At 58.6% G+C, this 12,333-nt stretch carries 12 protein-coding genes; 5 read left to right on the top strand and 7 right to left on the bottom strand.

Annotated elements, in window-relative coordinates:
• The first annotated feature begins 314 nt into the window (after positions 1-314).
• The 4 genes from gmd (at position 315) to BC360_RS14420 (ending at position 4,652) form a co-directional block, all read left to right on the top strand.
• Complete coding sequence (gmd, locus tag BC360_RS14435) at positions 315-1,367, top strand: GDP-mannose 4,6-dehydratase (protein WP_065795667.1); 1,053 nt, start codon at positions 315-317, stop codon at positions 1,365-1,367.
• Positions 1,368-1,409: 42 nt separating this feature from the next.
• Entirely contained in the window at positions 1,410-2,333 is a 924-nt protein-coding gene (locus BC360_RS14430) for a GDP-L-fucose synthase family protein (RefSeq protein ID WP_083222555.1), read from the top strand.
• A gap of 1 nt (position 2,334) precedes the next feature.
• Entirely contained in the window at positions 2,335-3,510 is a 1,176-nt protein-coding gene (locus BC360_RS14425; protein WP_065795665.1) for a DegT/DnrJ/EryC1/StrS family aminotransferase, read from the top strand.
• Positions 3,511-3,641: 131 nt separating this feature from the next.
• Positions 3,642-4,652 (top strand): glycosyltransferase family 10 domain-containing protein, encoded by a 1,011-nt coding sequence (locus BC360_RS14420; RefSeq protein WP_083222554.1) that lies wholly within the window; start codon positions 3,642-3,644, stop codon positions 4,650-4,652.
• Between the two features lie 121 nt (positions 4,653-4,773).
• Here the strand turns inward: BC360_RS14420 and BC360_RS14415 are convergent, their stop codons facing one another.
• The 3 genes from BC360_RS14415 to BC360_RS14405 all read right to left on the bottom strand — a co-directional run bounded on the left by BC360_RS14415 (position 4,774) and on the right by BC360_RS14405 (position 7,401).
• Positions 4,774-5,490 (bottom strand): FkbM family methyltransferase, encoded by a 717-nt coding sequence (locus tag BC360_RS14415; RefSeq protein ID WP_065795663.1) that lies wholly within the window; start codon positions 5,488-5,490, stop codon positions 4,774-4,776.
• A 201-nt stretch (positions 5,491-5,691) separates the two neighbouring features.
• A complete protein-coding gene (locus tag BC360_RS14410; protein ID WP_065795662.1) occupies positions 5,692-6,558 on the bottom strand; it encodes an alpha-1,2-fucosyltransferase in 867 nt (288 codons plus the stop codon).
• A 60-nt stretch (positions 6,559-6,618) separates the two neighbouring features.
• Complete coding sequence (locus BC360_RS14405; RefSeq protein ID WP_065795661.1) at positions 6,619-7,401, bottom strand: glycosyltransferase family 25 protein; 783 nt, start codon at positions 7,399-7,401, stop codon at positions 6,619-6,621.
• Between the two features lie 433 nt (positions 7,402-7,834).
• Between BC360_RS14405 and BC360_RS14400 the strand changes: the two genes are divergently transcribed.
• Positions 7,835-8,572, top strand: coding sequence for a glycosyltransferase family 2 protein (locus BC360_RS14400; protein WP_065795660.1), 738 nt, complete (start codon positions 7,835-7,837; stop codon positions 8,570-8,572).
• 193 nt (positions 8,573-8,765) lie between these two features.
• Here the strand turns inward: BC360_RS14400 and BC360_RS14395 are convergent, their stop codons facing one another.
• Genes BC360_RS14395 through BC360_RS14380 form a run of 4 tightly spaced genes read right to left on the bottom strand, consistent with a single transcriptional unit; the run spans position 8,766 to position 12,329 of the window.
• Positions 8,766-9,530 carry an ABC transporter ATP-binding protein gene (locus BC360_RS14395; protein ID WP_065795659.1) on the bottom strand — a complete coding sequence of 255 codons (765 nt, stop codon included), beginning with the start codon at positions 9,528-9,530 and terminating at the stop codon, positions 8,766-8,768.
• On the bottom strand, positions 9,527-10,360 hold the full coding sequence (locus tag BC360_RS14390; RefSeq protein ID WP_065795658.1) for an ABC transporter ATP-binding protein: 834 nt from the start codon (positions 10,358-10,360) through the stop codon (positions 9,527-9,529). Before BC360_RS14390 ends, BC360_RS14395 begins: the two co-directional genes overlap by 4 nt.
• The gene (nikC, locus tag BC360_RS14385; RefSeq protein ID WP_065795657.1) at positions 10,357-11,289 is read right to left on the bottom strand and encodes a nickel transporter permease; all 933 of its coding nucleotides are present in this window, start codon (positions 11,287-11,289) and stop codon (positions 10,357-10,359) included. The genes BC360_RS14390 and nikC overlap by 4 nt, the downstream gene beginning before the upstream one ends.
• Positions 11,286-12,329: an ABC transporter permease gene (locus BC360_RS14380; protein WP_065795656.1), complete on the bottom strand. Its 1,044-nt coding sequence runs from the start codon at positions 12,327-12,329 to the stop codon at positions 11,286-11,288. The genes nikC and BC360_RS14380 overlap by 4 nt, the downstream gene beginning before the upstream one ends.
• Positions 12,330-12,333: the final 4 nt, after the last annotated feature.

The following is a 12,333-nucleotide window of genomic DNA, read 5'->3' as shown; positions in this document are numbered from 1 at the left end:
CGCTATTTTAGCGTTAGCTTCACAAAAGAGGGAACGCCTCGTCGCGCGCCGACATCTGGGCGACGCGTGAGGGCCGGCCTGCGTGCTAACTTCATCATTTCTTCTTCGTCATCTATAACGTGCCGGGTCGAAGTTACGAGAAGGCTGGTAGAGCTGCAGCCAAATGGTTTATTGAGCCGTTGTTTTCATATACAGCCTGCGACGTGTGGAGTGTGCAGATTTGACGGTCGAGATTCGAACGACAGAAACGGCGCCGTTCCGCGTGGCTCTAATTCGCTGGCATAAGTTTATAGCTAACCATGGGACAAGTTCGTATGGCTGAGAAATCTAAGGTCGCCCTCGTCACTGGCGTGACGGGACAGGATGGCGCCTACCTTGCACAATTCCTGCTGGACAAGGGTTACATCGTACACGGCATCAAACGGCGGTCTTCGTCTTTCAATACCGGCAGGATCGACCATATCTACCAGGATCCTCACGAGAAGAATGCGCGCTTCTTCCTGCATTATGGCGACATGACGGATGCCACAAACCTCATTCGGATCATGCAGGAAACTCAGCCGGACGAAATTTACAACCTGGCCGCACAAAGCCATGTTCAGGTCTCGTTCGAAACGCCGGAATACACCGCTAATTCGGATGCCCTCGGCACTTTGCGGTTGCTGGAAGCCATTCGCATCCTGGGGCTGACCGACAAGGCACGGTTCTACCAGGCATCGACGTCCGAACTCTATGGCCTGGTCCAGGAAGTCCCTCAGCGCGAAACAACGCCGTTCTATCCCCGAAGCCCCTATGCCGCCGCAAAGCTCTACGCTTACTGGATTGTCGTAAACTATCGCGAAGCATACGGAATGCACGCTTCGAACGGGATTCTCTTCAACCACGAAAGCCCGTTGCGCGGAGAGACCTTTGTTACGAGGAAGATAACCCGCGCGGCCGCGGCCATTAAGCTCGGCAAACAAGACAAACTCTACCTCGGCAATCTCGACGCCAAACGAGACTGGGGCCACGCGCGCGAGTATGTTCGTGGAATGTGGCTTATGCTGCAACAGGACAAGGCCGACGACTACGTGCTCGCCACGGGGAAAACCACCGAGGTGCGGACGTTCGTCGAATGGGCTTTCGCCGATGTTGGCATCAACCTGCGCTGGCAAGGCAGCGGTGTGGAGGAAACAGGAATCGATGATGCGACCGGCCAGGTGCTCGTCGAAGTGGATCCACGCTATTTCCGGCCAACCGAGGTCGACCTGTTGATCGGCGATCCATCCAAGGCCCTGGAGAAACTGGGCTGGTCGCATGAGATCGGCGTCAGAGATCTCGTCAGGGAGATGGTGGAACACGACCTCCGCGAAATGGAAAGCCAGTAACCCTGCTGTGCCCCTGCACGAACTGCAAAGCGAGATACGAGAGTGACGAAAATTCTGCTCACAGGTGGAGGCGGTATGGTTGGGCGCAACCTCGTATCGCTGTGTCGCAATGTCGGGATCGACATTGCCGCCCCTGGCCGAGGCGAGCTTGACCTGCTGGACTTTGACCAAACACAGAATGTCCTGAAGCAATTGAGCCCCGATCTGGTGATACATGCCGCAGGCGTCGTCGGCGGCATCCATGCCAACATCAACCACCCGGTGCGGTTCCTCTCCGACAACTGGATCATGGGAAACAACATCGTCCTTGCGGCCCGATCGGCCGGAGTGGCGCGGTTGCTCAATTTAGGGAGCTCTTGCATGTATCCTCGAAACAGCGAAGACCCGTTGCGAGAGGACCAGGTTCTGAGCGGGACGCTCGAGCCGACGAATGAAGGATACGCTCTGGCCAAATGCGCCGTTGCGCGCTTATGCGAATACGTGACGAGAGAGACTCCGCAATACAACTACAAGACGATAATACCTTGCAATTTGTATGGCCCATTTGACAAATTCGATCCGGGCGTTTCGCATCTCATACCCGCGATCATTCACAAGCTGCATGTCGCCAAGCTGCGCGGCGAGAAATCAGTCGAGATTTGGGGGGATGGGTCGGCACGGCGCGAATTCATGTTCGCTGGAGATCTCGCGGATGCGATCGTCTTCGCCATCGCCAACTTCGATTCCATGCCGAGTTTGCTGAACATCGGCCTGGGCGACGATTTTACTGTGAACGAATACTACCAGGTTGCCGCGGATGTTATCGGCTATGACGGCACCTTTGCGCATGACATCTCAAAACCGGTCGGAATGAAACGCAAGCTGCTGGACGTGACAAAACAGACAATGCTGGGGTGGGCGCCACGCACGACGCTTCGCGACGGTATCCGCGAAACCTACGAATACTACCTTTCAATGGAAGCCTGATATGCCTTATCCGTTAGCCAATTCCACTTGGGATGAAGAAGAATATGAAGCCCTCCAGACAGTGATAAAGTCTGGCATGTTTACGATGGGCGAGAAGGTTTCGCAGTTCGAGAGAGCCTTTGCAGACTATGTCGGCAGCAAGTATTGCGTCATGGTCAACTCCGGTTCCTCCGCCAACCTCCTGATGATCGCCGCGCTGCGGTATCGCTCGGCGTCGCCTCTGCTACCGGGGGCGGAAGTCATTGTTCCTGCAGTGTCGTGGAGCACGACCTACTACCCGCTTCATCAGTATGGGCTGAAGCTCCGTTTTGTGGACATCGACGCACAGACACTGAACTACGACCTCGAGCAATTGTCTCAGGCAATAACGCCGGATACAAAAGCGATCATGGCCGTGAACCTGCTCGGCAATCCCAATGATTTTGCCCGCATCAAGGCCATTATCGGCGATCGCGACATCACCCTCATCGAAGACAATTGCGAGTCGATGGGCGCTTTGTATGAAGGCAAGCAGGCCGGCACTTTCGGACTGATGGGGTCCTTCAGTTCCTTCTTCAGCCATCACATATCCACTATGGAAGGTGGGCTTGTCGTGACCGACGACGAGGAACTGTTCCATGTCATGTTGTCCTTGCGCGCCCACGGCTGGACAAGGAACCTGCCGAAAGTAAACCGGGTGACGACCGAGAAAAGCGCTGACCCGTTTACGGAGTCGTTCCGGTTCGTGCTTCCCGGCTACAATCTGCGCCCCCTGGAAATGAGCGGCGCGCTGGGATTGGCCCAGCTTCGCAAGCTGCCCAGTATCGTCGAAGAGCGCCGGAAAAACGCCGAAAAATTCCTCAGGTTGGTGCGCGACTATCCGTTCCTGCGGGTCCAGCGCGAAGTAGGCGAAAGCAGTTGGTTTGGCTTCAGCCTGATTGTCGAACCCGACTCGGGCGTGACGCGGGAAAGCATGCTCCAGTTGCTCACCGAGGCACAGGTCGATGTCCGGCCAATCGTGGCGGGTAATTTTGCCAAGAACGAAGTTCTGAAGTGGTTTGACTATTCCATTGCCGGCGACCTGGTCAACGCCGATACGGTCGACAAATCCGGCTTCTTCATCGGCAACCACCACTACCCGCTTGAGCAGGAGTTCGAACTGCTGCGCTCGGTCTTCGATAGGACGAATTGGAAGTAGCGACAGCGCGGGGCTCTTGCCCCTTGCCGCGCTCATGACGGGAACCAGTTCATTCGACTGGCCCCAATGCGAGCGGTGCCGGCAGCAGACCACCTGCCGCGCGCCTCCGCCTATATGCGAGGGTTTCTCTCTTGATAAAAGCCGGATTCGTTTCAAACATTCCGACGTGGCACTGGATTAGACAATTTCCTCAACCTGTTCCTGTATGGGATGATGTTCTGTTCCAATTCGCCGGCGATCTTGAATCCTGTGATGTCGTATTCGTATTCGACGGGATCCCCGAAGATCTATCCGGCAGGCTGAACCCGCGGCTAGCCGTATTCGTGGCTTCGGAGCCGGCAAACGTAAAATCCTACTTGCCCGGCTTTTTGTCGCAGTTCGACAGCGTTCTGACGACAGACAAAGCCACCACTCACCCACAGACGATTTTCAGCCAGGTTGGGCTGCCTTGGCATGTCGGTGCATGGAGCCACAGCGGCGAACTCCTAGACACGCCCCTTGGTTTTACCGAATTCGAGAACTTCCACCCGCCCAAGACGAAACTGGTGTCCGTCGTTGCATCAAACAAGGCATTCACACAGGAACACCGGGAACGACTGAATTTTGTAAAGAAGCTGAAGGATTATTTTGGCGCCGAAATTGATGTCTTCGGTCGGAACATCAATGGATTTGGCGACAAGAACGAAGTCTTGTCCGATTATCGCTATCATATTGCGCTGGAGAACTGTAGCTACGCTGATTATTGGACAGAAAAGCTGGCAGACCCATTCCTGACGCTCACTTATCCGATCTATCACGGCTGCCCCAACATTGAGCAGTACTTCTCTCCGGGCGCCCTCACCCAGATCGATATTTACGATTTCAGCAACGCAATTCGCACGATCAAGGCGGTCATCGAGTCTGATCTTGCAGAAACCGCCCTGCCGGAACTCGAGGCAGCCCGCCGGCGGGTCCTTTATGATCACAACCTCTTTGCCATCCTGGCAAAGCTGGCCAGACAGCTGAAACATCAAGACAGAAGCAGGCCGCCTTCAGCCGCAGGGCTGCGGTGGGAAAGAGCCTTCGATCCAAACCACGCCCGGCTATCGAAGCGAATCCGCCAAAAAACACGGAAGCTTGTCAAGTGGGTCACCGGAGGCTAGGCACATCAGCTTCCGGCATCAAGCGTTGATGCTTCTGCACCGGCGGCACTCAGGCCCATGATTGCCGAGAAACCGGATGATCGCACCACCGACGCTACCCGGAGAGCGCGCAAGCTTCCTGCTACTTCAAACTCCAATTTTCCCACACGAACACGTAGCACCAATCGCATTTATGCGTGCTTTCCAGCATCTTGATTATTCTTGCCCTCATACGCTTCGCATCCTTGATGAAGGTATGAAACTGGACTTGAATATTGCCTATATTGCCAACAAGCCCTTCCTCAATAATATGAGGAAGAAGATCGTACTCGCCACCCTCTATATTGATCTTGATCAGGTCGATCTTTTTGACATCGAGTTCACGGACTACGTCGGAGAAACGGCGAACACGCACAACGGTCCCCTGTCCATCCGTATTGTCCTGCTTCACGGATGAGCCGTCAGCGTCATCAGAAAGGATAAAGGAGCCGTCAACGTCGCTCAATCCGAAGTTGAAACAGCGAATTTTCTCATTGCCTTGAAATCTATTCAAGCAGATCTCGTAGAAATCTTTGCTGGGCTCGAAGATGTAGACGTAACACCCATATATGCCGGATATTCTCTCGGCAAAATCGCCCTTGTAGCCGCCGACGTCGAAGACGACAGAATCGGGACCTAGATCGTATTGGAGACGAAGCGTCTCATCGCCTTTGTCTTTAAACCATCGGCGCACTTCTCTTGGAAAGACATCCCCCAGCACCCATACTCGATAGAAGCCCTTAATCTTCCGGGAGATCTTTCCGTACTTCCTGGCAAAGAAATTTTGCCTTTTCCTTGATTGCTCATTCGCAGTTGACATAGCCTAATCCAGAGCCTCTTGCCTATCGAGGAAAAACAACGTGCGCTCCCGCCGATTTTATTCGGTATGCTAAACAGGATTTTCCAGAGCTTATCTCCGGAAAAATCGTCGCCGGCGGCCGCTCTTAACAGAAAGTTCTCTATACCACCCGCAGTCTGGCTCGCTGTCCAGCGCCACCCGCGGCTTCTCGGGTTGCGGCACTTACAAGCGTTGCCACGTGGAAGGCAGGATATCGCTTGCGTCGTGCTCCCTTGAGCGGAACCACTGTGTCGGCGCGATCACGTGCTTGTCCGCTCTCGGATTGAGCCACGCCCCCCACCAACTGAATGTGCTGTTGGCGATAATGTGTGCCCGGCACGCCGCCATCAGGTGCATGTCCTCGCCGTCCTTGCCATCAGCCTGAGGCTCCACAACGACCATGGACGCCGAGGACGGCAAGTTGGCGCGCGCCCAGGCCGGATCATCGGAAAACACAAAAAAGGACGGGTTGTCCAAACGCGCAGCCATCTGGCGCATCGCCTCGGCATACCACTCCGGTTCGCAGGTCCCGTGAACGGCGTTGGCCGAGGGATTGCTGACATAGTCACCGCGGCGAACATGGACGGAGATGGGCGCATCGGCAGCGCGCACCTGCTGCAAGACCTCGTGCCTCGAGGCGCTGAACGGCGCCTTGAGCTGGAACTCCTGACGAACGACACCTGCCACCGAAGCAAAGTACTTCTCGGTCTGCCAATACCCTTGGAGGTGCACTGGGCCACGCAAGTCGAGGATCGTCGCGTCGAAAGTATTGGCTCGCTCCTTGGCGACGATGCAGGCCGGTGCCGTGGGCAGCAGCCGCGACTTCACCTTGTTGAAAAGCCCCTTGCCCGGCCTCGCCGGCACTTCTTCCGCGCGAGCGCTCTCCGCTTGAATCGCAAACTGCTCCAACCCAAAAGCCCAAGTCTTGTAGCTTTGCATTTCCGTCAGATCCAGCTTCAGCGTTTGTCCGCTTGCAGACGCGAGCGACCGGCCAGCCGCATACTGAAACATCTGGTTGCCGAGACCACCAAGGATACGCGTAATTATCAAGAGTTTACCTTCGATTGTTGGGTTGCTTCAGCAGGTTCTGACCGGTCTCGCCAAGGGCCGTCACGCCTCGTTCGGCTCTTTCCATCGCCCCACATATGGCAGATTGCTCAGGAAGCGACCGATATCGTCACGAGCGCGGTAAATCGCCCGCAATCGCCGGAAACGCCGCGACTTCTTCTCACGCTGGCCCCCTTGCCAAATCTCCGATTGCTCGGCCGTTTCTGCCGCATGAGTGACAGGCAACGGCGAAATACCGTAGGAGCCGACCCCATGGGTCCAGAACCGGTCCAAGTGGCAATCGACGGGCTCGAACCAGATCGCGGCCTTGGCCAACAGCTTGGACGCAGCCTTCGGCGACACCGCATAGCATGACGTCCCGTGCGGTCCGCGCTCGAACCGGACAATGCGCATCGAGTGGTCCAGGCGCTCGCACGTCGCCCAATGGCGACGCTTGTGCCCGGAAAAACGCAAGAGTCCATAGCGCTCGATCTTGCGGGCGGCGAAATGATAGGCTTCTACAAATTTGTCGTTGAGAACAACATCATCTTCAAAGATGAGAAGCGGTTTGTTCTCTCGCACGCTTCGCTCCCAAAGGAGATAGTGGCTGGCGAAGCACCCAAGTTCACCTGCGTTGAGAATGAACCCTCTGCGAACTTCAGCAAGACGCTCGTCAAAATGGTCAAAAGACGAATGCCGCTCCTTGCGCCCGTCGACCGCATCGAAAAAGCTGTAGGGCAATCCCAGTGGTTCAAGCAGACGCACCATGTTCTGGCGTCGCTCAACAGAACGTTCCAGATTGACCACGACAATCTCGAGCTCAGTATCCTTCACTTTATCGATCATCCCTTGGTCACTTAATCATCACGTTTCATAAGGTTTCTGTGCCAATTGGCGCGAATTTGTCAATCCGTCACCGCAGTCCCAACCCGGGTATCGCCGGATTCATGTTATCCGCTTCAGGACGGATTGAGTGCACAGCGTTGGGGCGCGGCCCGCACGATCGTCCTCAGAAACGGCGCCCGCCGTACGCGACGGCAAGTTGACCCTTACAAGGCATCACCGGCACAGCCGAACCTTCGATGATATCGCATGGAAGTCTGGGGCTCCGCAATTGCGCAAAATCGTGGCTTGGTCTAAGCGAAGACCTTCATTGGCAGCGATACTGTGGCCGTTGTGGCACGCCCTACCAGCGCCTTGGAACCTCCCGAGAACTCCGCCGCCGGGAGCTATCGCGCGAAAGGCAGGCAGCAAGCCGCCGCAACAAGCAGGAAGAGCAATGCCCCGGATTGACCTTTGCATCGTCGCCACCAGACGCCCCGAATTGCTTGCCCAAACCCTTGCCAGCTTTCGTGGGAAGGTGCTGAGCCATCTGGCTATGGGGTCGGCGTATCTTAATCTCGATCCGGTCTTCGGCTCCCCGGAAGACCATGCCGCCTGCGTCGAGATCGTTCGCGGCCGTTTCCCCGATGCAGTGATTTTCGAGCCGGAGCAACCGGGTTTTTGTGCTGCGGTCGCGAGAGTGTGGTCGGCAAGCACGTCGGATTATGTCTTCCATCTGGAAGACGACTGGATTTCGCTCAGAGACATGGGCGAGGAACTGCTCGCCCCCTTTGCCGATCCCTCGATCATGCAGGTGTCGTTTCACACCGCCGACCAGAACTGGGATATCGCCCGCAAGGGCCATTTCCATCAGCGCAACGAGTATGCCCGGCTGCTCGGCATCAAGATCCCGCTGTTTCGGACCTTCCCGAAGTTCACCACGTCGCCGTCGATCCTGCGCGGCAGTTTCGCGCGTCATTGTGCGGGGCTGATGGACCTTACGCGCGATCCGGAAAAGCAGTTCTATTCGGGCGTCAACCCGGCCATGGAAGCCTATGTCGCCGGATACCGCAACTACATCTTCTCGCCGGAAGCAAAGCCCGTCATCCGCGACATGGGACGGGAATGGCGCGAGCAGCGCAACATCCGCAAGGTGATCACCAACTCCACCTCGACCTGGGAAGAAAACAGCTAAGGCAGTTCCAGAAACGGTGCAGGGTGGTTTTTCGGAAATGCATCAAACCGAAGCGGTCGGGGGCGGCTCCATCTAGACCGCAAACCCTCTGGCCTCGGGCCTGAGCGACCGGCGGCGCCCGCGCACCTCTCGCAACGAACGCGGATTTCTCGGCCGTCGAGCCTGTTTCAACTCGACGACCGGATCCTCAACGTCAGGCGGCAGCACCCTTGCGCTGGAAGCCCTTGCTCGCAATCATAAGATTGCGCGTGTACTCTTCGCCGATCCGCCCCGCCACGAGATCCGCCGAGGACAGCCGCTCGACCACCCGCCCGTTCTGCATCACCGCCAGGCGATCACACATATGGGTGACGACGCCGAGGTCGTGGCTGACCATGATGAAGGTGAGCTTGCGGTCGCGCCGGACCTGTTCGAGCAGGTTCAGGACCTCCGCCTGCACCGACGCATCGAGCGCCGAAGTCGGCTCGTCGAGAAGCAGGATCGACGGCTCGAGGATCAGTGCCCGGGCAATCGCGATGCGCTGGCGCTGGCCGCCGGATAGCTGGTGCGGGTAGCGGAAGCGAAAACCCGAGCCGAGGCCGACCTCATCGAGCGCCTTGAGAATGCGCCGCTCGCCATCGGCAACGCCGTGAATCGCGAGAGGTTCGAGCAACTGCCGGTCGATCGTCTGGCGCGGATGCAGCGAACCATAGGGGTCCTGGAACACCATCTGCACATCGCGATAAAATGCCTTGTCGCGACGATTGCCGGTCAGAACCCGGTCATGCACACGGATCTTGCCCGATGTCACCGGCGCAAGACCGGCGACCGCCCGAAGCAAGGTCGACTTGCCAGAGCCGGACTCGCCGACGAGCCCGAAGGATTCGCCGGGTGCGACATCGATGCTGACATCGTCCAGCGCCTTGAACTCGTCATAGGTGACGACAAGATTTTCGACGGTTACGGTGGCGGTCGTCATAGTGCCCACTCCGGTTTGCGATCAAGAACCGGCAGGGGATGGCGATCGGAACCGATCGCCGGCATGCAGTTCAACAGGCCCTGGGTATAGGGATGGCGGGCATTGGCAAGGTCTGAAGCGGCAAGCTCTTCGACGATCTTGCCGGCATACATGACGATAACGCGGTCGCAGAACGACGACACCAGCCGCAGGTCGTGCGAAACGAAGATCAGACCCATGCCGCGGTCTGCGACCAGCTTGTCGAGGATCGACAGCACCTCGAGTTGAACCGTCACATCGAGCGCCGACGTCGGTTCGTCGGCGATCAGAAGCTCCGGGCCCGCCACCAGCATCATCGCGATCATCGCGCGCTGCCCCATTCCGCCTGAAACTTCGTGCGGATAGAGATCGTAGACGCGCTTGGGGTCGCGGATCTGTACCGCCGCCAGCATGTCGAGCGCCCGCTCGCGCGCTTCTGAGCGACTGACGCTCTCATGCCGCTTGAGCGTTTCGACGATCTGCCGCCCGATGCTCATGACGGGGTTCAGCGAGTATTTCGGGTCCTGCAGGATCATCGCGATCCGCTTTCCCCTCAGGTCCCGCCGCACTCTCGGCGAAGCAGAAAGCAGGTCGATGCCTTCGAAGGAAAGCGTCTTGGCTGTTACCTGCGCATGCGCCGGCGTCAGTCCCATGATAGCCCGCCCGGTTTGCGACTTGCCGGAACCACTCTCGCCGACAATGCCCAGGCGCTCGCGGCCGAGCGTGAAGGAGACCCCGCGAACGGCTTCGATCAGCCCGGTGCGGGTCGGAAACGAAACCTTGAGGTCGTCAACGGTCAAAAGCGGCTTCATTGTCCGCTCTCCCGCGGGTCGAGCGCGTCGCGCAGGCCGTCACCAAGCAGGTTGAAGCCGAGGCTGACGATCAGGATCGCGACGCCGGGCATGGTCGCAACCCACCACTGATCGAGGATGAAGCGGCGACCGGAGGCGATCATCGCACCCCATTCCGGCAGAGGCGGCTGTGCGCCAAGGCCGAGGAAGCCGAGACCGGCGGCCGTCAGGATGATGCCCGCCATGTCGAGCGTGACGCGCACGATCAACGACGACATGCACATCGGCATCACATGCCGGAAGACGATGCGCGCCGGCGAAGCGCCCATCAATTGCACGGCGGCGATGTAGTCGGAATTGCGCACCGTCAGCGTTTCCGCCCTGGCAATGCGCGCATAGGGCGGCCAGGAGGTAATGGCGATGGCGATGACGGCATTCTCGATGCCCGGGCCGAGCGCTGCGACGAATGCAAGCGCCAGAACCAGCTTCGGAAAGGCGAGGAAGATGTCGGTGATCCGCATCAGCACCGCGTCGACCCATCCGCCGGCATAGCCAGCGACCGCGCCGACGATAAGGCCGACGGGCGCGGCGATGATCGCAACCAGCAACACCACCGCAAGCGTCAGCCGCGAGCCGTGGATCAGCCGGGAGAGAATGTCTCGCCCGAGATCGTCGGTGCCGAGCAGATGGCCCTCGCTGCCGGGCGGCAGCAGGCGGGCATTGGCAAGATCGCCGATATAGGGCGAATGTGGCGCGAGCACGCCGGCAAAGGCCGCCACGAACACCAGCGCCAGGAGGATCAACAGGCCGAGCACGGCCAGCTTGTTGCCGGAAAAGCGCCGCCAGGTCATGTAGGCGCGGCCGAGACGCGCCTGCGTGCGCGACTGCGGCCGGTCGGACAGCAGCCATTCCCGGCGTGTCATTGGGCGTGTTTCAGTGACGGTGCTCATCGCTGGCGCGTCCTCGGGTCAAGCGTCCGATAGAGAAGGTCGGACAGGAGATTGATGCCGATGAACACCGAACCGATGACGATGGTGCCACCGAGAACGGCATTCATGTCGGCATTCTGCAGCGAGTTGGTGATGTAGAGGCCAAGGCCCGGCCAGGCGAAGACGGTTTCGGTCAGGACCGAACCTTCGAGCAGACCGGCATAGGAAAGCGCGATCACGGTGACGAGCGGCACGGCGGCATTGCGCAGCGCATGGCCCCAGATGATGCGAGTTTCCGAAAGCCCCTTGGCGCGGGCGGCAACGATATATTCCTGCTGCAGCTCGTTGAGCATGAAGCTGCGCGTCATGCGGCTGATATAGGCGAGCGAGAAATAGCCGAGCAGCGACGCCGGCAGGATGATGTGGCGGAAGACGTCCCAGAGCACGTCCCACTGCCACTGCCAGAGGGCATCAAACAGGTAGAAGCCAGTGATCGGCGTAAACGTATATTCGAAGACGATGTCGATGCGGCCGGGATAGGCGACCCACTTCAGCCGGGCGTAGAAAACCAGCAGCGACAGGAGCGCCAGCCAGAAGATCGGCACGGAATAGCCGACAAGGCCGATGACGCGCACGATCTGGTCGGCGATGCTGCCGCGCTTGACGGCCGCGAGTACGCCGAGCGGCACGCCGAAGACGGCGCCGATCAGGGTGCCGAGCGTCGCAAGCTCCATGGTCGCCGGGAAGACGCGGCGGATATCGGTCATCACGGGATTGGTCGTCAGGACCGAAATCCCGAAGTCGCCGGTCAGCGCCTGGCGGACATAGATGAAGAATTGTTGATAGAGGGGCAGGTTCAGCCCCATCGCCTCGCGCGTCCTTTCGACGACATGCGACGGCGCCCGGTCGCCGAGGACGGCGAGCACCGGGTCGATCGGGATCACCCGGCCGATGAAGAAGGTGACGGCCAGAAGGCCGAGATAGGTGGTGACGACGATCACGAGGAAGCGCAATACGGCGCCCATGATCTTCGCCGGACGGGCGCGTCGGCGCCCGCCCATCCGT

This window comes from Ensifer sp. LC163, assembly GCF_001695855.1.
Classification (GTDB): domain Bacteria; phylum Pseudomonadota; class Alphaproteobacteria; order Rhizobiales; family Rhizobiaceae; genus Ensifer.
The sequence above is the reverse complement of the archived record's forward strand: the minus strand, read 5'-3'. Positions and strand labels throughout refer to the sequence as shown.

Bases quoted from the DNA above. Each gene is read 5' to 3' on its own strand.
- gmd (WP_065795667.1), top strand. From the start codon at position 315: ATGGCTGAGAAATCTAAGGTCGCCCTCGTCACTGGCGTGACGGGACAG.
- BC360_RS14425 (WP_065795665.1), top strand. From the start codon at position 2,335: ATGCCTTATCCGTTAGCCAATTCCACTTGGGATGAAGAAGAATATGAA.
- BC360_RS14415 (WP_065795663.1), bottom strand. From the start codon at position 5,490: ATGTCAACTGCGAATGAGCAATCAAGGAAAAGGCAAAATTTCTTTGCC.
- BC360_RS14405 (WP_065795661.1), bottom strand. From the start codon at position 7,401: ATGATCGATAAAGTGAAGGATACTGAGCTCGAGATTGTCGTGGTCAAT.
- BC360_RS14400 (WP_065795660.1), top strand. From the start codon at position 7,835: ATGCCCCGGATTGACCTTTGCATCGTCGCCACCAGACGCCCCGAATTG.
- BC360_RS14395 (WP_065795659.1), bottom strand. From the start codon at position 9,530: ATGACGACCGCCACCGTAACCGTCGAAAATCTTGTCGTCACCTATGAC.
- BC360_RS14390 (WP_065795658.1), bottom strand. From the start codon at position 10,360: ATGAAGCCGCTTTTGACCGTTGACGACCTCAAGGTTTCGTTTCCGACC.
- nikC (WP_065795657.1), bottom strand. From the start codon at position 11,289: ATGAGCACCGTCACTGAAACACGCCCAATGACACGCCGGGAATGGCTG.
- BC360_RS14380 (WP_065795656.1), bottom strand. From the start codon at position 12,329: ATGGGCGGGCGCCGACGCGCCCGTCCGGCGAAGATCATGGGCGCCGTA.